Genomic DNA, 22,323 nt, shown 5'->3' on the forward strand with positions numbered 1-22,323 from the left:
CCCTTAACTCTGGCTAAAAGGCATGCCGAGAAGCTTCAAAAGCTCTTTAGCCTCTTCATCACTTTTGGCTGTTGTAACAAAGGTGATATCCATACCTCTGATTTTATCTACCTTATCGTACTCGATTTCAGGGAAAATCAATTGCTCTTTTACGCCCATTGAGTAGTTTCCTCTACCGTCAAAGGAATTGGTGGAAACTCCTCTAAAGTCTCTAACTCTAGGCAATGCAACATTAAAAAGCTTGTCGACAAACTCATACATCCTGTTGCCGCGCAGTGTAACCCTGCATCCTATGCTCATGCCTTCTCTTACCTTGAAAGCTGCAACAGACTTCTTTGCTTTAGTTACAGCAGGCTTTTGCCCGGTGATTATAGCCATATCATTCACTGCTGCATCCAATGCCTTGGGGTTTTCCTTGACTTCCCCAACACCCATATTCAAAACGACCTTTTCCAATTTAGGTACTTCCATTGGACTTTTATATTTAAATTTAGCTTGTAAAGCCGGAATTACTTCGTTAGTATATTTCTCTTTTAATCTTGCCACTGTCACTATATATAACCTCCTTTCTCAAAACATCCTTAATCTTCCTTAGCTTTCTTTATTACATCTATAACTTCATTGCACTTTTTGCAAACCCTCTGTTTTTCTCCGTTCTCCAGTATGCGCTTACCAATCTTTGTCGGTTTGCCGCATCTCTCGCAAACAAGCATAACCTTGGAGCTGTTTATAGGTGATTCCTGATGGATAATGCCACCTTGCTGGTATGCATTTCTAGGTTTAACATGCTTTGTGGACATGTTCACACCTTCAACGATCACCATGCTTTTATCAGGAATAACTCTAAGAACTTTACCCTTCTTTCCCTTGTCTTTTCCGGAAAGAACGTATACAGTATCTCCCTTTTTCACATGAACCTTGTTAGCCAACTTAAGCCGCCTCCTCCCTTATAAAACTTCTGGTGCGAGGGACAAAATTTTCATGAAATCCTTATCCCTTAATTCTCTTGCGACAGGCCCAAATATACGGGTTCCTCTTGGGTTTTTGTCCTCTCTGATTATAACCGCCGCATTCTCATCAAATTTTATATATGAACCGTCTGCTCTTCTAACTCCTTTTTTAGAACGTACAATAACGCACTTGACAACGTCGCCTTTTTTAACAACACCGCCGGGTGTTGCATTTTTAACCGAAGCAATTATGACATCGCCTATGTTTGCATACTTTCTCCATGAACCACCTAGTACTTTTATGCACATAAGTTCTTTTGCACCGGTATTGTCAGCAACCTTCAGCCTTGACTGAACTTGAATCATGCTAATACCTCCTTCCAGTAAATTACCGTGCCTTTTCTATTATTTCCACAAGTCTCCATCTTTTTTCTTTGCTGAGGGGACGAGTTTCCATTACTCTAACCCTGTCGCCCACTCTGCACTCATTATTTTCATCATGGGCTTTCAATTTGTAAGTCCTCTTCATTATCTTTTTATATAATGGATGCCTTACGCTATCCTCGACTGCCACAACGATTGTTTTATCCATCTTGTCGCTTACAACCTTGCCGACTCTTGTCTTTCTTAAGCCTCTTTCAACCACTCGGTTTACCTCCTTTCAGGCGAAAATTACTTTACTTTCCCCTTTAACTCGTTTTCACGCATTATAGTCTTTATACGAGCGATAGATTTCTTAACATCTCTCAACTTCATTGGGTTTTCAAGCTGATTAGTAGCAAGCTGAAATCTCAACTTAAAAAGTTCAGACTTTAAATCATTCAATTCTTTTTCCAGTTCAACCTGTGTTTTTTCTCTGATTTCACTAGCTTTCATTTGCTTCACCACCCATTTCCTTTTCGCGGGCTACAAATTTGCACTTTATGGGAAGCTTATGAGAAGCAAGCCTTAATGCTTCTCTTGCTACTTCTTCCGATACGCCTGCGATTTCAAATAATATTCTTCCTGGTTTTACAACCGCTACCCAATACTCCGGAGAGCCTTTTCCGCTACCCATACGTGTTTCGGCAGGTTTCTGAGTAACCGGCTTATCCGGGAATATCTTTATCCATACCTTTCCGCCTCTTTTGATAAAACGTGTCATGGCTATTCTGGCAGCCTCAATCTGGTTGCTGGTTATCCATGCAGGTTCCATAGCCTGAAGTCCGAATTCACCATTGGAAACTACATTTCCCCTGGTGGCAACGCCCTTCATTCTTCCGCGCTGAACCTTTCTGTGCTTGACCCTTTTAGGCATTAACATTACTGTTCTCCTCCTTCCGCTTTCTTATCCTTCTTAACGGCTGGAAGTACTTCACCTTTATATATCCAAACTTTTACACCAATTTTACCATATGTGGTATCTGCTTCTGCAAAACCATAGTTTATATCAGCTCTTAAAGTCTGTAAAGGAATAGTACCCTCATGATAATGTTCGGTTCTGGCTATTTCTGCGCCGCCAAGACGTCCGGAAACTGCAGTCTTAATACCTTTTACTCCCAGTTTCATAGCCCTTGACATTGCCTGCTTCATAGCCCTTCTGAAAGAGATTCTCTTTTCCAACTGAGAAGCGATGCTTTCTGCAACCAGCTGAGCGTCTGTCTCAGGATTCTTGATCTCAGTTATGTTAATGAGGATACTCTTGCCTGTCAATTTTTCAAGCTCTTTCCTGAGCTCTTCAATTCCGGCTCCACCTTTTCCTATTACCAATCCGGGTTTTGCCGTATTTACATTAACTTTAACCTTATTTGCAGCCCTTTCAATTTCTATCCTTGAAATACCCGCAGCATAAAGTTTTTTCTTTATATATTTTCTTATTTTATAGTCTTCAACCAAAAATTCGCTGAAGTTCTTATCGTTAGCATACCATTTTGTATCCCAATCTTTTATGATTCCGATCCTTAATCCATGCGGATTTACCTTTTGGCCCATCCTCTAACCTCCTTTTCCTTTACTTTTTTTCCTTTAATACTACGGTTATGTTACTTGTCCTTTTGTTTATCCTGAAGCCTCTGCCCTGTGCTCTCGGCCTCATTCTCTTCAAGGTGGGGCCTTGTGATGCCACAGCATCTGCTACATACAAAACATCCTTGTTCAAGCCATTGTTGTTAACTGCATTAGCCTCCGCGGATTTAAGGAGCTTGTACAAAATCTCCGATGCTGCTTTAGGTGTAAATTTTACTATTGCATAAGCTTCTTCAAGGGGTTTGTTCTTTATAAGATCAAGAACTATCTTAACCTTTCTGGATGATATACGGGCATTTCTCAGTATTGCTTTTCCCTGATCCTTGCCTATACCCAAAGCTTTTCTTTCCTTCTTTGTGAGCAAGCCTGGCTTCTTGTTCCTTCTATGTTCAGAGTTATAAACTTCTAATAAGTGATCCTTTTCCTTAAGAAGCTCTTCCTTTGATCTAACCTTTTTCTCCAACTAGGATTCCTCCTTTCAGTCGCAAATAAATATTATTTCAGTGCGGTCGACTTTTCGGTATGACCGCTGTGGCCTTTAAAAGTTCTTGTTGGAGCAAATTCTCCCAACTTATGGCCTACCATTTCTTCAGTTATATAAACAGGCACGTGTTTTCTTCCGTCATGCACTGCGATTGTATGTCCTACCATCTGAGGAAATATCGTCGATGCTCTTGACCATGTCTTGATCACTTTTTTCTCATTGGCCTTATTCATTTCTTCAATTTTCTTAAGAAGTGAAGGTAACACATATGGCCCTTTTTTTAACGATCTGCTCATTTACAAATCCTCCTTTCGACATATATGGCACAGGTTTCATATGGCTGCAGGATTTCCTCCGTTACCGGTTACCTGCTCCATACTTATCCCCTGTCAAGCTGATTATTTAGCATTCCTTCTCTTTATGATATACTTATCAGACTTCTTGCCCTTCTTCCTGGTCTTGTAACCCAGCGTCGGTTTACCCCAAGGAGTAACAGGGCTCGGTCTTCCTATAGGAGATTTACCTTCTCCACCACCATGAGGATGGTCTACAGGGTTCATTACGACACCACGAACGGTAGGTCTGATACCCATCCATCTTTTTCTTCCGGCTTTACCGATAGAAACATTCTCATGATCCAAATTTCCTACCTGTCCGATAGTTGCTCTGCAGTTTATGGATACAGCTCTTACTTCGCCGGAAGGAAGTCTAACCTGAGCATATGCTCCTTCTTTTGCCATCAGCTGGGCTGCATTACCGGCAGCTCTTACCAGTTGTCCACCTTTGCCTGGTTTTAATTCAATGTTATGAATAATGGTACCAACAGGCATATTGGCGAGGGGCAGTGCATTTCCGGGTCTGATATCGGCATTTTCTCCGGATTCAACTATATCCCCTACCTTAAGATCAACAGGTGCAAGGATATATCTCTTTTCACCGTCTAAATACTGGAGAAGTGCAATATTTGCAGTCCTGTTAGGATCATATTCAATAGCTACTACTTTAGCTTTTATTCCGTCCTTGTTACGTTTGAAATCAATTATTCTATATTTCTGTTTCGCTCCGCCACCCTGGTGACGAACAGTGATCCTACCGTATGAGTTTCTTCCGCCGTTCTTTTTGAGAGGCTCCACTAAGGATTTCTCAGGGGCCTTTTTAGTGATTTCCTCAAAGGTGGAAACCGTCATAAACCTTCTGGCGGGTGAAGTAGGACTATACTTTTTGATTGCCATCTTACTCTCACTCCTTCATATCTCTTATATCTACTATCACGATATACCGAATTCTTCTATACTTGTTTTGTACTTCTTGCTGCTTGTAGTTTCCTTGCCGCCTTTTACCTTATAGGTTTCCGGCTTAGGATCTGTATCAATTTTTACTATGGCTTTCTTCCAATCCGGTCTTGGTCCCACATGTACACCCATTCTCTTTGTCTTTCCTTCATAATTGACCGTATTAACCTGAACAACCTTAACCTGGAATAATTTCTCCACAGCATTTTTTATATCGGTTTTTGTAGCATTGACATCAACTACAAAGGTGTACTTGCCGTTAGCTATTTCCTCATTGCTCTTTTCTGTAATATACGGTCTTTTAATGATTTCTTCCGGGCTTTTCATTATGCGTACACCTCCTCAACTTTCGAAACAGCATCCTTTGTGAGTATAAGCTTGTTATACTTCATAAGGTCATAAACATTTATCGTATTTACAAGGGATGTTTTAATCCCCGGTATATTGCGGGCAGATTTCTCAACATTTTCATCCTTGTTTGCCAAAACCACCAAAGCGCTTTCATTTTCCAACTTCAAGTTCTTCAGCACATTTACGAACTGCTTCGTCTTTATGCTGTCGAAACCGAATTTATCCAGTACAAGGATGTCATTATCTACAACCTTTGAGCTTAATGCCGATTTAAGAGCAAGCCTCTTTACTTTTTTCGGCAGTGTATATCTGTAAGATCTGGGCTTGGGACCTAATACGATACCACCCTTTATCCACTGGGCTGAACGTATGCTTCCCTGTCTTGCCCTACCTGTTCCTTTTTGTCTCCAAGGCTTTATACCGCCGCCTCTTACTTCACTTTTGGTTTTGGTAGATTGTGTACCTTGTCTTTTATTTGCTAATTGGTTTACAACCGCAAGGTGAATTGCGTTTTGGTTAACTTCCACGCCAAATATTTCATCCTTCAGCTGAATATCACCAATCACTTCACCATTTATGTTATACAAATCAACTTTTGGCATTTTATATCCTCCCTTCCAAGTCGTTATTTACCTGATTTGACGGTTTCCTTTATTTCCAGGAGACCGCCCTTAGGACCAGGAACTGCTCCTTTTACAACCAGTAAGTTTCTTTCACTGTCAACCTTGACAACTTCCAGATTCTGAACAGTTACCCTTTCCGCTCCCATATGTCCGGGCAGCTTTTTACCTTTGAAAACTCTTCCCGGGCTCGTATTAGGACCCATGGAACCAGGTCTTCTATGATACATTGAACCGTGGGTTTCTCTACCACCGGACTGTCCGAATCTCTTTATTGTACTCTGGAAACCCTTACCTTTTGAAATTCCGCTGACATCAACTTTTTCACCGATCTGGAACATGTCAGCAACCTTGATTTCCTGTCCTACTTCAAAATTATCGGAGTCATCAACTCTGAACTCCTTCAAATATCTCAACGGTGATATCTTTGTCTTTGAAAATATACCTTTATCAGGCTTGTTAAGCTTCTTTTCCGAAACTCCTTCGAAACCGACCCTTACAGCAGAATAGCCGTCGCTTTCGGTTGTCTTTCTCTGAACAACAGTTATCGGTCCAGCTTCTATAACAGTTACCGGCAAAGCGATTCCGTTTTCATTAAATATCTGTGTCATTCCGACCTTTTTACCAAGTATAAATTTCTTCATTCTTTTCCCTCCTATGGTTATTGGTTCACATTTTCGCATCAGCGCAATGGGAACTTGACCTTTTATTGAGCTGTCCTATGGCAATGCCTGGCGATTGCTGACTTGGCCATACGACAAACATCCTTTTTACAGTTTTATCTCAATATCGACGCCGGCAGGCAGATCCAATCTCATTAACGCATCTACAGTCTTTGGTGTAGGAACTAATATGTCTATCAATCTTTTATGTGTTCTCATTTCAAACTGCTCCCTTGAGTCTTTATACTTATGAGGAGCTCTCAGGATTGTTATTACCTCTTTTTCAGTAGGCAGTGGAACTGGTCCCGACACCTTAGCTCCGGTCCTCTTTGCTGTTTCAACAATCTTTTCTGCAGACTGATCGATAAGCTGATGATCAAAAGCCTTCAGCCTGATTCTGATTTTCTGTTTGTTTGCCATACGTAAACCTCCTTATACACTAAATTTGCCACGTACAACAAGAATTTCTGTACACTATGCCGGGTGTTTCATATTAAGCTATATAAAAACCCAGGTAATCATTTAGCCTGTACGACTAGTTAACCTGGGCTGTACTCATACATAGACACACTTCAAGCGTGAATATCGCAAAATGTACAGTGACTTGTCGCCCGGTTTCTCTGAATCGGACATTCTCGGTGAAAGTTCCCTATTTCTCTGAATAGCAATCTCCCACTTCATCGTATGCCACGTCACAACATACAGTATTCTACTATATAATTATTTTTTTTGCAAGGGGATTTTTCAAAAAAGTTTATAAAGCACAAAAACCTGCAATAGCGGATATGAAGCCCTTCGGAAAGGTTGTAACAAATTTCCACCTCTTTATAGAATTAAAGGTGAACTACCTTATTGGCGCATGCTGTCAATCTTTTGTTATGAGACACATATATTATCGTCTTATCCCACATTTCTATAAACTTACACACCCAATTTAGTCCGTCAGCATCAAGGCTGTTATTAGGTTCATCCAACAATATGATCGGCGTATCCCGTATCAGTGCTCTCGCAATTGAAATCCGCTGTTTTTCTCCTCCGGACAGGGTGCCGCCTGAAGCATCAAGGACCATATCTTTTAAATACAGGATTCCTAAATTATCCATGAGATTTTTGATTCTGTCATCAGTGGCATTGATATTTCCAAGCCGGATGTTATCATAAACAGTCCCCGGAAAGAGGCACACATCCTGCATCGCGTAGGCAAAACAACTTCTCCATGCGTCAAGGTTGAGTTCTTTTAACTCGCTGCTCGAAATAGTGATTTTTCCATCATAATCTTTCAACAGGCCGCTTAGGATTTTTAAGAGGGTGGATTTTCCACTGCCGTTGGAGCCGCAAATAGCAATTTTATCTCCCTTTTGGATATTAAAGGACAGTCCGTCAATAATTTTCCCTTTTTCATCATAGGAGTAACTCAAATTATCCACTATTATTGGAAATAGATTGTCTTGTATGTCGATGCCGCCATTCGCCTCACTGTCCGCATATATTGTCATAAGCCTGTCGGAGATGTTTTTTATGACGGGTATTCCCTTTACGACAGCAGAAATATTGTTAAGAAGGTTGTCGAATATGGCAAGATATCCGAACATTTCTGCTACCGACCCGGGAGATATGCTTTTATTGGCCACCATAACAGCCCCAACAATAAATATTACTAAAGAAGCCGATGTATTTACCAAATTTGAAATGCTGCCGCTTATCTCCTTATAGGTAATGCTTTTTTTCATAGTCCGGTGATAATAGGATTTGAATTTTTCATCCAGGCGGGAACACAATGCATTTTTTAGAGCAAATAACCTTACAATATGCGGTTGCCGTACTATATCCGCTTCATAAGCTCTTACACCGGTAAGATACTCCCTCTCTTCCCTGTCAAATTTTGATTCGACATGAAGTACGAATGCAGGTACTAGTAATTTCAGCAGTGAAAGGCATATAGTGCTGATACCAAACCATATATTTATGCTTAATGTATTGAACAGCAGCACAACGGCAGATATAAGCGTAACAATTATCTTGGTCGCTATATCCATCCAATAGATTCTGAAATTATTCGGGTCATTCTCCAGCCTGTACTGGACTTCTCCCTCATCTAATGCCATGGCTTTTTTGTATTCCTTGTCGAGAAACCGGGAAGATATGATCCTGTCATGCAAAAGAGCACCTTTTAGCATGCTTATATTGCATATCAACTCCAGAAGAGGAAAGATAAAAACTGTCAGAGATATGCAAATCAACAGCCGCATGATATTTTCCCTTGCATAGGCAATATCTAGTTTAAATACCGCGTCGGCAAAGTTTCCCAATACTTTCGCGGTCAATATTGTAACTAGATATATGGACAAGTCTCCGCATAAACTAATTACAAGAGGCTTAAGCATCGCCCTGCAGCAATCCTTATATATTAACCTTTTCATATATGAATCCCCCGTTTCCAACCGTTAGGATTTTATCCGCCAGTTCTGTCAATTCATCATCATGGGTGATGATAACAGCCCCAGCTCTTCTTTCTTTTATCATATCGCAGAACACTTCTTTTGCTGCAACATCAAGGGAATTAGTCGGTTCGTCCAGTAATATCAAAGATCTGTCTAGCCCTAATGCAATAGACAGAAAACCTTTCTTCCTTTCGCCGCCGGATAAATCTCTGATAATCGATTTTTTAATTGTTTCTTCCGTCAGCCCAAACCTGTATGCATTGTATAATATCCGAACCCTCTTTTCATCTTGATTTGTCAGCATAGTATATAGTTCATACAAAGTCATATCAAATATTGCATCTTCCTGGGGCAAATAGAAAAGGTTTGACTCCAATTCATTCTCTTTCATCTCTGAAGGTATTGCACCTGCAACAGACAACTCACCTTCATAACCAATAATCAATCCACAAATCAATTTAAGCAATGTTGACTTACCGATACCATTTTCACCTTTTACAATGGTGATTTCGTTAAAGGAGATTTCGGCGCTTACCCGGTCAAAAATGAGTTTATCCTCATAGGAGAAAGAAAACTCTTTCATTTTAATTGTATTATCTTTACCGGAAAAGGTATTTTTAGCTGTAACAGGCTCAAACCATGCATTAAGTCTTTTGGATGCAACTTTCGATACGGTAATGGCGGGAACAGTATCAAAAACCGCCTTAACGGCGAAAAAAAATGTGCCTGAAAGCGCAATAGCAGCAACACCACTTTCCAGTGAAGCCTTGTTCCATAACACCATCGCTCCAATAATACCATAGGAACCATACTTTAATATGTTTGACGCAAATGAACTCATTGTCCTTTCCAATGAACCAGTGATTTCCGCTTTACTGCCGATCTTTATGTATTTTTTGTGTATAGTTGCCAGATTCCTTATATACCATTCTTTTAATTTATAAAGCTTTATTGTAGGGAAACCTCTGTAGCTTGCTATAATATAGTCAGTCAAATCTGCTTCAACCTTCCGGGTTTCCTCATAATTCACCTGTAAATACCTTTTTACAATAATAGGCGGAAAGATTTGAACCAGCGATATACCCACTAAAATAACGGCAATGGCAAGACTGTGATAGGAAATAAAAGAAAAGCACGCTATGGCGTTTATTATCGCCGAGCCCAATCCAGGTACCAATTCAATTTTTTTATTTATAATTGTGTTGAAGTCATCGTTCAGATTTTCAATAGTTTCTCCATGTTCACTATTATAAAGCCTATGTAACGGTTGCGACAAAAACTGAATATATAATATCATCTTGCATTTATGTGTCGACAAGGCTTTTAATCTATTAAACATTATTCCTGTAGGCGCTTTAAAAAACTCCCATCCTATTGTGATACCCATAAGCCAGGCTACTCTATTTAGAAGATTCTTCAAATCCCCGGAGGTAGCAAAAGATACGATTTCTTTCATTATATTGGCTGTTATTAATGGAATGGGAATAAAAACAGTGTTTAGCATCCAGGATATGATGGCTGTTTTATAAAGTTGCTTTTTGAATTGCTTGTCCGCAGCAGCTTTCATCTTTTTCACCACCATAAAGCTTATCATATAATGTTTTTAAAGGTGTGCAAATGTGTTCCAAATCGGCACTACAACCATTTAAATATTTTTTTAAAGTTTTTAATTGAGCATGAATAGTTATTATAGAAATCGCCTTCAATGAATTCATCAAATTTTTTGGTTCAACGATAAATTTTGTGGCACATTGACAATTCCATAAAGTACCTTGGAAAATACCTGGTAAAAGGTATTTAAAAATCCGGCAACCTCCCTTACAGTATTATACGCCAATATAAACACAAAGGAGGTGTACCGGATGAATAACATATTAGATTTTACAGCACAAATGCTTGGTGTTCAAGACTTAAAGGTTATTCATACCTATGTAAATAATGGCATATTTACTGTTTGTGCTATGCCATCAACCATTTCAGGAATTTGCCCGAAATGTGGTTGCACAACAGAAACAATACATGATGTAAGGGTTCAGGACTATATTCATCTACCTATATGGGGTACAAAAACCGTCTTGGTGTTGCCAATATTCCGTTTGGAATGCAAATGCGACCCTGACCATCCCTTTGACTTGAGGTATAGTTTTATAAGGGAATACCAGCGCCAGACGATACCTTATGAAATATATATTTACAACCTGTGTAAACAAAACACGATAGAAAATGTATGTCTACTTGAAGGTATCAGTCATGGTAAATGCCAGAGAATTTTCAACCACTATGCCCAGGAAGAAATTGATTCAAGGCCGTCTAAGAAGGTAAGGTTTATCGGCATAGACGATCTGGCAAGAAGAAAGGGTCACAATTATAACACTGCGGTATATGACCTTGAAACCCATTCAGTGATAGCCATGTTCAGGGGAAGAACCAAGGAAGATGTAATAGCCTATTTCAAACACTTAAGTGAAGAGTTCAGGAATGATATCGAAGCTGCTGCCATGGATATGAGCAGGAGTTACTGTAACGGGGTGCTCGAAACCCTTCCCAATGCTAAACCGGTTATCGACAGGTTTCATGTATCACAGTTGCTTCATGACCAGGTAGACGATGCACGAAAACACATTCAAAATAAAGTCAGGAAGGAAGAAGGCGATAAACAAAAGGTATTCGGCATCCGTTGGGCATTACTTAAGAACTTCGAAGACCTTGAGGCTGATGAGATGAACCGACTTTTTAAAGTATGTGATGAATACCCAGAACTCGGTGAATGTTTTGCCATAAAGGAAGAATTCCGCAAGTTCTTCAAGATCAATACCAAGGAAAATGCCGCAGCTTTTATTGATTATTTCAAGGAATTGGTTGAGGAAAGCCAGATACCTGAGCTCCTATCCTTCAATCAAACCCTTGACCACTGGCGAGAATACATTCTTAACTATTATGATTGCAAAATCAGCAACGGACCCACTGAGGGGTTCAATCACAAGATTAAGAATATAAAACGCCGGGCCTATGGATATCGAAATGACAAAAACTTCGAAATCCGGGTTAAGCTTGAATGTGCATAGTCCTTTTGTAGGTTTTCAAGGTACATAGGTTAGGTCTAACCATTATTACTGGAACAATTATCGTATTGAGTTTACCTAACCCAAACTATATAAAATGTAGTGAAATTTACATTTTTAAGCTCCCAAGTCGCTGGTAAAATTGATCAGGTGATTCCTTGAATTTACCAGTTGACGCTGGGGCATTACCGCTTAGCACAAAATTCGTGGATGAACCTTATATTTTTGATCTATTATTATCCCAGGTATAAGATTGACCTTATGGAAATAGTCTGTTTCTCGATAATTCAAACTTTACCGCATCCTGTGAGCTTATGCTTTATTATTAACATATTATTATTAATACAACTATTTATTTTTCAATGCGCAAATCGAACCAATGCAATTTTATCTATTATAGTATTTAACATACTTGTATACATTTGTCAATTGTAATTTTATTTTACATGGTATATTGTACTGATTATACTAATTTCGTACAATTGCAAGCCTTGTAATTTCTTAAACTAACACCATACTATAATAGTACGTGAAAATTGCCCCTACAGTAGAATTAATTCACCATAGATTTAAAATAATAAAATAAAGGGAATTCTCTCCTATGAAAAGCAAACTTTATCTATAGTAAGAATGAAAGAAATTGACCACTCTGTTCATTAAAATAGAAGATTATTGCGCTGCTATTATCCATTACTTTTGCCTGCAGCTTTCTGTAATGAAACAATTGAAATTATCTCTCTATGCCTCAATACAACAAAACCCTGAGGTGAATAACCTCAGGGTTCTGATATAAATCTGGCAGCGACCTACTTTCCCAGGACGTCTCCGTCCAAGTATCATCGGCACTGAGAAGCTTAACTGCCGTGTTCGGAATGGGTACGGGTGTTTCCTTCTCGTTATTGCCACCAGATATCTAAAATTGTGATATGCTTCGTATTGCTGCGTCAGCCTTCCTGCCTCCGGTACTCATTTATCTTTCATAAATTCCGTTCCTCAGCAGTCGGCTTCCTTGCACTACTTGCATCTGACAATTTTATAAACTTTGTGCAATTTCTTGCACTCTCAAAACTATATAATGTAAGCTTTCTTCGAAGACTTGTCTTCACTTTCAGACTATTAAAAGACCTTCTTTTCTTGGTCAAGCCCTCGACCTATTAGTACCGGTCAGCTTCGTACATTACTGCACTTCCACATCCGGCCTATCTACCATGTAGTCTTCATGGGGTCTTACTTCTTTCGAATGGGATATCTCATCTTGGGGTGGGTTTCACGCTTAGATGCCTTCAGCGTTTATCCCTGCCGAACTTGGCTACCCAGCTCTGCACTTGGCAATGCAACTGGTGCACCAGAGGTTCGTCCATCCCGGTCCTCTCGTACTAAGGACAGATCCCCTCAAATATCCTGCGCCCGCGACAGATAGGGACCGAACTGTCTCACGACGTTCTGAACCCAGCTCGCGTACCGCTTTAATTGGCGAACAGCCAAACCCTTGGAACCTGCTACAGCTCCAGGATGCGATGAGCCGACATCGAGGTGCCAAACCTCCCCGTCGATGTGGACTCTTGGGGGAGATAAGCCTGTTATCCCCAGGGTAGCTTTTATCCGTTGAGCGATGGCAATTCCACTTTCATACCACCGGATCACTAAGCCCTACTTTCGTACCTGCTCGAGGTGTCTCTCTCACAGTCAGGCTACCTTATGCCTTTGCACTCGTTGCGCGGTTTCCAACCGCGCTGAGGTAACCTTTGGACGCCTCCGTTACCTTTTGGGAGGCGACCGCCCCAGTCAAACTGCCCACCTGACAGTGTCCCAAGTCCAGCTTATGGACTCTGGTTAGAGTTCCAGTACTCTTAGAGTGGTATTCCAACGTCGGCTCCATAGCGGCTGGCGCCGCTACTTCTCTGCCTCCCACCTATCCTATACAAAGAATACCGAAACCCAGTATCAGGCTACAGTAAAGCTCCATGGGGTCTTTCCGTCTAGTCGCGGGTAACTTGCATCTTCACAAGTACTACAATTTCACCGGGTGCGTTGTCGAGACAGTGCCCAAATCATTACGCCATTCGTGCGGGTCAGAACTTACCTGACAAGGAATTTCGCTACCTTAGGACCGTTATAGTTACGGCCGCCGTTTACTGGGGCTTAAGTTCATGCCTTCGCTTGCGCTAAGCATTCCCCGTAACCTTCCAGCACCGGGCAGGCGTCAGCCCCTATACGTCATCTTTCGATTTAGCAGAGACCTGTGTTTTTGATAAACAGTTGCTTGGGCCTTTTCACTGCGGCCTGTATTCCTACAGGCACCCCTTCTCGCGAACTTACGGGGTCAATTTGCCGAGTTCCTTAACAACGCTTCTCCCGCTCGTCTTAGGATTCTCTCCTCACCTACCTGTGTCGGTTTGCGGTACGGGTACCTTCTCTCTCGATAGTGGCTTTTCTCGTCAGTGTGGAATCGGCTACTTCGGTACTCTATTTTCCCTCCCCATCAGGCCTTCGAAACGTCCGGCGGATTTGCCTACCGGACTATCTACCTCCCTTGGACGAGCTTTTCCAGTTACTCGCTTAGCCTATCCTCCTGCGTCCCCACCTCTCTCAAACAAGAGACGGTAGTACAGGAATTTCAACCTGTTGTCCATCGCCTACGCCTTTCGGCCTCGGCTTAGGTCCCGACTTACCCTGGGCGGACGAGCCTTCCCCAGGAAACCTTAGGTTTTCGACGGTAAAGATTCTCACTTTACTCTCGCTACTTATTCCGGCATTCTCACTACTGTTTCGTCCACACGTCCTCACGATCGTGCTTCGGCCTACGACAGTAAGCTCCCCTACCAAGCATGTATGTTCAATGCTATCTCCTACACAGTTTTGCCTTTGGTGTAATTTTATCGAAATCTCCTTTTTCAATTACTCATTTAATCAAGGTTGATTTCGATGAAGCTTACCCCTTGCTTCACTGCCTTTAGGAAACACCATTGAACACACACGCTTCCATAGCTTCGGTACACAGTTTAGCCCCGGTAATTTTCGGCGCAGGCTCACTCGACTAGTGAGCTATTACGCACTCTTTGAATGAATGGCTGCTTCTAAGCCAACATCCTAGTTGTCTTAGCAAACCCACATCCTTTTCCACTTAACTGTGATTTTGGGACCTTAGCTGATGGTCTGGGCTGTTTCCCTTTTGACTACGAAACTTATCTCCCGTAGTCTGACTCCCTAACATCGTCTATACGGCATTCTGAGTTTGATAGGGTTCGGTAACCTGGTAAGGCCCCTAGCCCATTCAGTGCTTTACCTCCGCTAGACTTTCATTAGAGGCTAGCCCTAAAGCTATTTCGGGGAGAACCAGCTATCTCCGAGTTCGATTGGAATTTCTCCGCTATCCACAGCTCATCCCAGACCTTTTCAACGGTCACGTGGTTCGGTCCTCCACGGGATTTTACTCCCGCTTCAACCTGTCCATGGATAGGTCACCCGGTTTCGGGTCTATGGCATGTGACTTTGTCGCCCTGTTAAGACTCGGTTTCCCTTCGGCTCCGTACCTCTAGTACTTAACCTTGCCACATACTATAACTCGCCGGACCGTTCTACAAAAAGTACGCTGTCGAGCCTTAACGCTCTCCAACTGCTTGTAAACATAGGGTTTCAGGTTCTCTTTCACTCCCCTCCCGGGGTTCTTTTCACCTTTCCCTCACGGTACTGCTCCACTATCGGTCACCAGTTAGTATTTAGCCTTGGAAGGTGGTCCTCCCTGCTTCCCACCAGGTTTCACGTGCCTTGTGGTACTCTGGATCCCGGCCTGTCTTCATATCTTTCGCATACGGGACTTTTACCCTCTATGGTCTGCACGTTCCAGTGCCTCATTCTGCTAGATACTCCGAATCATTCCGCCGGTCCTCAACCCCGGGCTACATTGCTGTACCCCGGTTTGGGCTAATCCGCTTTCGCTCGCCACTACTTACGGAATCACTTTTGTTTTCTTTTCCTGTAGGTACTTAGATGTTTCAGTTCCCTACGTCTCCCCCATGTATGCTATGTATTCACATACATGTACCTGGGCATTTACCCCAGGTGGGTTCCCCCATTCGGACATCTGCGGGTCAATGGCTATTTGCGCCTCTCCGCAGCTTTTCGCAGCTTATCACGTCCTTCATCGGCTTCTGGTGCCAAGGCATTCACCCTATGCTCTTAATAGCTTGACCTTCTTAGATACGATCTCTCGATATCTTTCGGTTCTCTTCAAGTGATTGTCTTTTAACCATCTTGTGAAGACTTCCTAAGAGTCACGCATACCTTTCGATACTTGTTACCCTTATTTTTTCTTGTCTTCTCATCTTCTGAAAACTGCTATAACCTTCGCATTACTGCTCGGTTCTAACAATTTTCAACTTACATTATATAGTTTTCAAAGTGCAAGTTCTTCGGCTGACTTCTGACTTTTTAAGTCTTCATCAACCGGGATTTATTATTATACATGGTTGGCATATCAATGTCAACCAGTACTTTTTTCCTTCTCTCCTAACTCTTATTGAGCTATTCAAGAAAGTGGTGGGCTCAAATGGAATCGAACCATCGACCTCACGCTTATCAGGCGTGCGCTCTAACCATCTGAGCTATGAGCCCATATTATTATATCCAATTTTCTCTGACGGCTTATTAACCATCAGGGACTTCTTATTATACATGATTGACGCTTAAATGTCAACCAGTACTTTTTCTTTTTTCAAAACCTCATTGGGCTTTGAAAACTAAACAGTGTAGACAAGGAACTCTTTAACCGGTAACATTTCTGTTATCCGGTATCGACCAGAAGATTCGTCCTCACCTGATGCTATCCATCAGATTCGGACCGTTCTCCTTAGAAAGGAGGTGATCCAGCCGCACCTTCCGATACGGCTACCTTGTTACGACTTCACCCCAATCATCGGCCCCACCTTCGGCAGCGCCCTCCTTGCGGTTAAGCTACTGACTTCGGGTGTTGCTGACTCTCATGGTGTGACGGGCGGTGTGTACAAGGCCCGGGAACGTATTCACGGCAGTATGCTGACCTGCCATTACTAGCAATTCCGACTTCATGTGGGCGGGTTGCAGCCCACAATCCGAACTGGGACTACTTTTGGGGATTTGCTCCGCCTTACGGCTTCGCTTCCCTTTGTTGTAGCCATTGTAGTACGTGTGTAGCCCAGGACATAAGGGGCATGATGATTTGACGTCGTCCCCACCTTCCTCCGATTTGTCACCGGCAGTCTCGTTAGAGTGGTCACCTTTACGTGTTACCAACTAACAACAAGGGTTGCGCTCGTTGCGGGACTTAACCCAACATCTCACGACACGAGCTGACGACAACCATGCACCACCTGTACAGAGGCTCCGAAGAGCTATGCCATCTCTGACATATCCCTCTGTATGTCAAGCCCTGGTAAGGTTCTTCGCGTTGCTTCGAATTAAACCACATACTCCACTGCTTGTGCGGGCCCCCGTCAATTCCTTTGAGTTTCAACCTTGCGGCCGTACTCCCCAGGTGGGATACTTATTGTGTTTACTCCGGCACAGAAGGGGTCGATACCTCCTACACCTAGTATCCATCGTTTACGGCGTGGACTACCAGGGTATCTAATCCTGTTCGCTCCCCACGCTTTCGCGCCTCAGCGTCAGTTACTGTCCAGAAAGCCGCCTTCGCCACTGGTGTTCCTCCTAATATCTACGCATTTCACCGCTACACTAGGAATTCCGCTTTCCTCTCCAGCACTCAAGAAACATAGTTTCAGATGCAGCCCCACGGTTGAGCCATGGTATTTCACATCTGACTTACATCCCCGCCTACGCGCCCTTTACACCCAGTAATTCCGGACAACGCTCGCCACCTACGTATTACCGCGGCTGCTGGCACGTAGTTAGCCGTGGCTTGTTTTTGAGGTACCGTCACTTCCTTCGTCCCTCATCAAAGAAGTTTACAATCCGAAGACCTTCATCCTTCACGCGGCGTTGCTGCGTCAGAGTTTCCTCCATTGCGCAATATTCCCCACTGCTGCCTCCCGTAGGAGTCTGGGCCGTGTCTCAGTCCCAATGTGGCCGATCAACCTCTCAGTTCGGCTACCGATCGTCGCCTTGGTGGTCCGTTACACCGCCAACTAGCTAATCGGACGCGGGCCCATCTTGCACCGGATTTCTCCTTTGATCACAGGAAGATGCCTCCCCGTGATGTTATGCGGTATTAGCACAAGTTTCCCTGTGTTATCCCCCTGTGCAAGGCAGGTTGCCCACGCGTTACTCACCCGTCCGCCGCTAAGTAGAGTCCAACACTCAGCACTCAAGTATGGCGTCTCTTATCAATACTATTTTGACTTGCTTTAGTCATAGCATTGTGTTAGGCACTTAATTTAGCGTGATGCACAAAACTTTCTTTTAAATATGTCTATCAACAAGGTAGTTTGTGCATGACGCTGGCTTAACTTTTGCCAACGCTCGAATACTCAGTGTTGAACTCTACTCCGCTCGACTTGCATGTGTTAGGCACGCCGCCAGCGTTCGTCCTGAGCCAGGATCAAACTCTCAAATAAAAGATTTCTTTTATTCAAAAGCCTTTTGGCTCTGTTTACTTACTAGCTTTTATAAGCACGTAACTCAAATTCATTTTCGAGTTCCCTTTGTCTTTACACTGTTTACTTTTCAAAGTCCAATTTTTTGCCGCCTCACCGAAGCGGCTTGATTATCATACCTCGCTGTCCCGCTTTTGTCAACACTTTTTTTCTTTGAACTTTTTACCGGTTTTCTCATCCCGGTTCAAGTCCGCTGTGTTGCCCGCCGCAGCGACAGCTTTTATATATTACCACACAAGTTTTATCTCTGTCAAGGATTTATCTGTATGTAAATTTTACCTGTACGGGGCGACCCAAAAAGCCAGCTTTACTCACTGAGACCACCCCCCTTCTGTGACAAAGCCATGCATGGCATAATTATCACATGAATTCAGGTAATTGCCTGGCCTTCTATCAAGCCTACCACAGAAGAGATATCCCTGCTCAATATAAAAAGCACTTGGATAAGTGCTTTTATCATATAAAGTTATTTAGTAAAGCTATTTAAGTTTGCTGCCGCCTTCCCGTCTTTATTAAGCTTCTAAAACGGGCATAAATCCGATGACAATCTAATCTTTAGAAATCTTTTTGACTGCTACTATCTTGTTGCCCTTCCTATTATGCTTGATCTTTTCACAAAGGCTCTCCACAATCATTATGCCTCTTCCCGTTTCCTTTGCATCAAACAAGCTCTCCATGCAGCATTGATTCTTATTTCTGCTTCGCACCAGTTCATAGTCGTATCCCTGGCCCTGATCCTCTATTATAAAGAAGGCATTATTGTCACCGGAAATGCCTGCAGTAACTTTAATATATGCTTCCGGACACTGCTGGTTACCATGTTTAATTGCATTTAGCAGCAGCTCATTTAAAATTACTCTTACATCAAACAAAATGTCGTCATCCAATTTCCCGCATGCGTTCTGAAGACTGTTTATTACTTCTGATACAGTTTTGCCCACAGAACTTATACTGCTGGGTATTTTTGTATCATAGGTTTTCAAAGCAAACAAGTTCTTCCCATCCTTATTTATTCATCAGTTATTAATACCCACTAACATAATTCTTTAAACATATTTAAACATATGTTTAAGCGGATTATTGCTCGAGTATTTTCCTGAAGCGCTCCAGAACCTTTTTCTCAAGCCTGGAGACGTACATTTGGGAAACCCCTAACTTATCTGCAATCTGTTTCTGGGTCTGATTGCCAAAATATCTCATTTTTATGAATTCCCTCTCCGCCTGGTTAAATTTATTCAGGCTCTGTCTAAGGAAATCCCTGTTTTCAATTTTCTCAAACGTGCTGTCTTCAGCACCTATAGTCTCATGCAATTCTATATCGTCATCGGAATAAACCGTTTGATCAAAGGACTGAATGCTATATGCATTCCACGATTCAATAGTCTCAAGTACAGTTTCTTCACTGATATTGAGATACTCTGCTATTTCGTCAACCCTCGGCACCCTTTGCAGCTCATATGACAAAGTTTCCCGCGCATGGTTCACCTTTTGGTATATTTCATAAATTCTCCTGGGTATTCTTATCAAAGCAGCTTTATCCCGGAAAAACCTTTTTATCTCTCCGATAATGGTAGGAGTTGCAAAACTTACGAATTTAACACCCTTCTCCAGGCTGAAACGCTCTACAGACTTAATAAGCGCAATGCACGCCACCTGATATATGTCTTCATAATCCATTCCCCTGTTCAGAAATTTACGGGTTATGATATCAGCCAGATACAGGTATTTATTCACAATCTCGTTTCTGTTCTCTACAGTAGGATTATCCCTGTATTTTAAAAATAGTGCTTCCTCACTTACCTCATTGAAATCGGTAGTGTTCGCAGCAACGGTTTGATGATTGTTAGCCTTCATCTCTTAACTGTTCTCCTCAATAGATTTTGACATGGCCAGCAAGAAATCTTTATCCGGACACAATTCCACGTCATCCATCAGCGCATTTATTATGGATAGGCCCAAAGCGTCATTTTCTTCATCAAAAACACACTTTAACGACTTGTCGGGGCAGTCAAAAATGATATCCAGCCTCCTGTCGCCGATTCTAAATACTATTTTATAGCTGGTGGCTATCTGGCTTCCTGCCTTGACCAACTTATTGCATACTTCTGAAATAGCTACCTTTATGTCTTCAATTCCTTCAATATCAAACCCAACTCTATTGGCAACCCCTGAAGATGTAAGCCTTGCAATGCTCACAAACTCTGCTTTAAAAGGCAGTATAAGCTCAATATCATTTTTATCTACATTCATTACCTTAGCCGCTCCTTTCAAATCTGCAAGTACTACGGATGCATACTTTAACTAGAATAAAATGCCCGGATAGTGCGACTTTCCCATTGGTTGGCCGATACCAAACTGTAAATTGCCGTCACATAAAACTTGCACCGGGTGCACATCATATATGATGAAAAACTCATCCCTCGATCATGAATAATTTATCCAATCCTGTTATCAGAAATAGCTTATTAATGTTTTCCCTCATATTGGATATTATAATGTTTTTCTCCTTTTGTCTTGCTTTCTTAAGAGCACCGACCAAAATACCCAGTCCCGTGCTGTCTATATATGTCAAATCCTTAAAGTCTATTCTAATGTCGGATTTGCTCTCATCCACCAGGCTGTATAGCTTATCCTTCAGCTTTTGAGACGTATATATATCCACCTCGCCGGATATAGCAACATTTATTGCTTCACCGTTCTTTTCTTCTCTGAATATCAATTCACTAGCCATATATTCCCTCCTCTTCACAGCTTATTATACAAGAAGCAGAAGGTTTATTTATGAAATTCCTACTACCTTACTGCAATTTCCTGCTTATTAACACAATATATTATATTATATTACTAGAACAAAATAAAGAGAGTTAAGTATAGTAAAAAAACAGGAAGGACAACCCGATCCTTCCTGCTTACATATGTTTTTGTCTTATTAACCCAACTTTATTCCAACAGAAGCTCTATGACCTTGACCGCCTTATCATAATTTTGTGTATTTGCCGCAATTGCAGCAATTTTCTCTTCACCGAACAAATTCAAATCTTTAAAAAATTCGCTTTCACTTACATCGATTCCATATAAGTGCACTTCTTTGGTCTCCTCAATTTCCAGCCAGCAATCCTTGGTCAGCTCATCGCTGATTTGAGCTTCCTCGACAAAGCTTTGCAAATCCATCAGGGCTTCCTGCTTTCCATAAATTTCAAACTGTGTCTTGTCTAAAATCATGACATCGATTTCGGCAGTACCCATCATAGCCATGATTTTCATGCGCGCGGCATAATCCATCTGCGCATTCTCGGCATCTCCGCTCTTTGATATGGTCATAATTTGGATTCCAGGTTCTTTAATATCAGGTACGCCGGTTTTGATTTTTTCAGCCATGGCCTCGGTGTCATTCATGAAAAACTCCCCAATAAAAACTATGTTAAAATCGGGCTGAACAGCTGTGACACAACTTCTGATTGAAACTGCAAGAACTATCAGTACAATAATTCCTATCAGTATGTGTTTGCTATGGTAATGAAAAAAGTTGTTCACCTTTTTGTCATCCATCCCCATCTTCCGAATCAGCTTATTAACCTTCTCATGGAATGGGGATATGGGCTCAGGCTTCATGGCGCTTTTTGACTTATATTCTACCAGCTCTCTGTATGCCTCAGTTATGGCATTCCACTCTTTTTCATCCTCTTCACTGAGCTCACCGGAGATTTTTTTAGCTCGGTATGCCTTCAATAAAATATCATATTTCTTCTCTATCTCTTCCCTGGTAGCTCCCTGCTTGAGTCCCAATATTTCATAATTGTTTTTAGCTTCACTCATACCGGATCCCCCTGTCCTAGTAAAGCACCTTGGTTAATCGACCGACATAAC

The 22,323-nt window shown here is 41.9% G+C and carries 22 protein-coding genes, 1 tRNA gene, 3 rRNA genes and 1 pseudogene; 1 reads left to right on the forward strand and 26 read right to left on the reverse strand.

Going from position 1 to position 22,323, the window contains the following annotated elements; all coding sequences use genetic code 11:
- Nucleotides 1–3: 3 nt before the first annotated feature.
- The 17 genes and pseudogenes from rplE to CDO33_RS20990 all read right to left on the reverse strand — a co-directional run bounded on the left by rplE (nucleotide 4) and on the right by CDO33_RS20990 (nucleotide 10,510).
- Nucleotides 4–546 carry a 50S ribosomal protein L5 gene (gene rplE / locus CDO33_RS17840; protein ID WP_103082566.1) on the reverse strand — a complete coding sequence of 181 codons (543 nt, stop codon included), beginning with the start codon at nucleotides 544–546 and terminating at the stop codon, nucleotides 4–6.
- Between the two features lie 35 nt (nucleotides 547–581).
- The gene (gene rplX / locus CDO33_RS17845) at nucleotides 582–929 is read right to left on the reverse strand and encodes a 50S ribosomal protein L24 (RefSeq protein ID WP_103082539.1); all 348 of its coding nucleotides are present in this window, start codon (nucleotides 927–929) and stop codon (nucleotides 582–584) included.
- Nucleotides 930–947: 18 nt separating this feature from the next.
- The gene (gene rplN, locus CDO33_RS17850) at nucleotides 948–1,316 is read right to left on the reverse strand and encodes a 50S ribosomal protein L14 (RefSeq protein ID WP_103082538.1); all 369 of its coding nucleotides are present in this window, start codon (nucleotides 1,314–1,316) and stop codon (nucleotides 948–950) included.
- 22 nt (nucleotides 1,317–1,338) lie between these two features.
- Entirely contained in the window at nucleotides 1,339–1,596 is a 258-nt protein-coding gene (rpsQ, locus tag CDO33_RS17855) for a 30S ribosomal protein S17 (protein WP_103082537.1), read from the reverse strand.
- A gap of 26 nt (nucleotides 1,597–1,622) precedes the next feature.
- On the reverse strand, nucleotides 1,623–1,826 hold the full coding sequence (gene rpmC / locus CDO33_RS17860) for a 50S ribosomal protein L29 (RefSeq protein ID WP_103082536.1): 204 nt from the start codon (nucleotides 1,824–1,826) through the stop codon (nucleotides 1,623–1,625).
- Entirely contained in the window at nucleotides 1,816–2,253 is a 438-nt protein-coding gene (rplP, locus tag CDO33_RS17865) for a 50S ribosomal protein L16 (RefSeq protein WP_103082535.1), read from the reverse strand. Before rplP ends, rpmC begins: the two co-directional genes overlap by 11 nt.
- Nucleotides 2,253–2,921, reverse strand: coding sequence for a 30S ribosomal protein S3 (gene rpsC, locus CDO33_RS17870; RefSeq protein WP_103082534.1), 669 nt, complete (start codon nucleotides 2,919–2,921; stop codon nucleotides 2,253–2,255). Before rpsC ends, rplP begins: the two co-directional genes overlap by 1 nt.
- A 19-nt stretch (nucleotides 2,922–2,940) precedes the next feature.
- A complete protein-coding gene (rplV, locus tag CDO33_RS17875; RefSeq protein ID WP_103082533.1) occupies nucleotides 2,941–3,417 on the reverse strand; it encodes a 50S ribosomal protein L22 in 477 nt (158 codons plus the stop codon).
- Between the two features lie 32 nt (nucleotides 3,418–3,449).
- Complete coding sequence (rpsS, locus tag CDO33_RS17880; RefSeq protein ID WP_103082532.1) at nucleotides 3,450–3,734, reverse strand: 30S ribosomal protein S19; 285 nt, start codon at nucleotides 3,732–3,734, stop codon at nucleotides 3,450–3,452.
- A gap of 102 nt (nucleotides 3,735–3,836) precedes the next feature.
- Entirely contained in the window at nucleotides 3,837–4,670 is an 834-nt protein-coding gene (gene rplB / locus CDO33_RS17885) for a 50S ribosomal protein L2 (protein ID WP_103082531.1), read from the reverse strand.
- 123 nt (nucleotides 4,671–4,793) lie between these two features.
- Nucleotides 4,794–5,057, reverse strand: a pseudogene (gene rplW / locus CDO33_RS17890) (50S ribosomal protein L23); the annotation flags it as partial.
- Nucleotides 5,057–5,683, reverse strand: coding sequence for a 50S ribosomal protein L4 (gene rplD, locus CDO33_RS17895; RefSeq protein WP_103082529.1), 627 nt, complete (start codon nucleotides 5,681–5,683; stop codon nucleotides 5,057–5,059). The pseudogene rplW and the gene rplD, both read right to left, overlap by 1 nt.
- 23 nt (nucleotides 5,684–5,706) lie before the next feature.
- The gene (gene rplC, locus CDO33_RS17900) at nucleotides 5,707–6,345 is read right to left on the reverse strand and encodes a 50S ribosomal protein L3 (RefSeq protein ID WP_103082528.1); all 639 of its coding nucleotides are present in this window, start codon (nucleotides 6,343–6,345) and stop codon (nucleotides 5,707–5,709) included.
- A gap of 126 nt (nucleotides 6,346–6,471) precedes the next feature.
- On the reverse strand, nucleotides 6,472–6,783 hold the full coding sequence (gene rpsJ / locus CDO33_RS17905; protein WP_103082527.1) for a 30S ribosomal protein S10: 312 nt from the start codon (nucleotides 6,781–6,783) through the stop codon (nucleotides 6,472–6,474).
- A 413-nt stretch (nucleotides 6,784–7,196) separates the two neighbouring features.
- Complete coding sequence (locus CDO33_RS17910) at nucleotides 7,197–8,783, reverse strand: ATP-binding cassette domain-containing protein (protein ID WP_103082526.1); 1,587 nt, start codon at nucleotides 8,781–8,783, stop codon at nucleotides 7,197–7,199.
- Nucleotides 8,764–10,371: an ABC transporter ATP-binding protein gene (locus CDO33_RS17915; protein ID WP_161496579.1), complete on the reverse strand. Its 1,608-nt coding sequence runs from the start codon at nucleotides 10,369–10,371 to the stop codon at nucleotides 8,764–8,766. Before CDO33_RS17915 ends, CDO33_RS17910 begins: the two co-directional genes overlap by 20 nt.
- Nucleotides 10,328–10,510, reverse strand: a complete 183-nt coding sequence (locus tag CDO33_RS20990) for a hypothetical protein (protein WP_161496578.1) — start codon at nucleotides 10,508–10,510, stop codon at nucleotides 10,328–10,330. Before CDO33_RS20990 ends, CDO33_RS17915 begins: the two co-directional genes overlap by 44 nt.
- A 156-nt stretch (nucleotides 10,511–10,666) precedes the next feature.
- Between CDO33_RS20990 and CDO33_RS17920 the strand changes: the two genes are divergently transcribed.
- Complete coding sequence (locus tag CDO33_RS17920; protein WP_103082524.1) at nucleotides 10,667–11,869, forward strand: ISL3 family transposase; 1,203 nt, start codon at nucleotides 10,667–10,669, stop codon at nucleotides 11,867–11,869.
- 790 nt (nucleotides 11,870–12,659) lie between these two features.
- Here the strand turns inward: CDO33_RS17920 and rrf are convergent.
- The 9 genes from rrf to CDO33_RS17965 form a co-directional block, all read right to left on the reverse strand.
- Nucleotides 12,660–12,776 (reverse strand): 5S ribosomal RNA (gene rrf, locus CDO33_RS17925).
- A 224-nt stretch (nucleotides 12,777–13,000) separates the two neighbouring features.
- Nucleotides 13,001–16,059 (reverse strand): 23S ribosomal RNA (locus CDO33_RS17930).
- A gap of 344 nt (nucleotides 16,060–16,403) precedes the next feature.
- Nucleotides 16,404–16,480: transfer RNA gene (locus tag CDO33_RS17935), tRNA-Ile, on the reverse strand.
- A 239-nt stretch (nucleotides 16,481–16,719) separates the two neighbouring features.
- Nucleotides 16,720–18,417: ribosomal RNA gene (locus tag CDO33_RS17940) — 16S ribosomal RNA — on the reverse strand.
- Together the 16S, 23S and 5S rRNA genes with 1 tRNA gene alongside form the textbook arrangement of a ribosomal RNA operon.
- Nucleotides 18,418–19,004: 587 nt before the next feature.
- Nucleotides 19,005–19,448, reverse strand: a complete 444-nt coding sequence (locus CDO33_RS17945; protein ID WP_161496522.1) for an ATP-binding protein — start codon at nucleotides 19,446–19,448, stop codon at nucleotides 19,005–19,007.
- Nucleotides 19,449–19,533: 85 nt separating this feature from the next.
- Entirely contained in the window at nucleotides 19,534–20,310 is a 777-nt protein-coding gene (locus CDO33_RS17950; protein ID WP_103081715.1) for a SigB/SigF/SigG family RNA polymerase sigma factor, read from the reverse strand.
- 3 nt (nucleotides 20,311–20,313) lie between these two features.
- Nucleotides 20,314–20,706: an ATP-binding protein gene (locus CDO33_RS17955; RefSeq protein ID WP_103081714.1), complete on the reverse strand. Its 393-nt coding sequence runs from the start codon at nucleotides 20,704–20,706 to the stop codon at nucleotides 20,314–20,316.
- A 163-nt stretch (nucleotides 20,707–20,869) separates the two neighbouring features.
- Nucleotides 20,870–21,187: an STAS domain-containing protein gene (locus CDO33_RS17960; protein ID WP_103081713.1), complete on the reverse strand. Its 318-nt coding sequence runs from the start codon at nucleotides 21,185–21,187 to the stop codon at nucleotides 20,870–20,872.
- 209 nt (nucleotides 21,188–21,396) lie between these two features.
- A complete protein-coding gene (locus CDO33_RS17965; RefSeq protein ID WP_103081712.1) occupies nucleotides 21,397–22,272 on the reverse strand; it encodes a J domain-containing protein in 876 nt (291 codons plus the stop codon).
- Nucleotides 22,273–22,323: the final 51 nt, after the last annotated feature.

Source organism: Clostridium thermosuccinogenes (genome assembly GCF_002896855.1).
GTDB classification, from domain to species: domain Bacteria; phylum Bacillota; class Clostridia; order Acetivibrionales; family DSM-5807; genus Pseudoclostridium; species Pseudoclostridium thermosuccinogenes.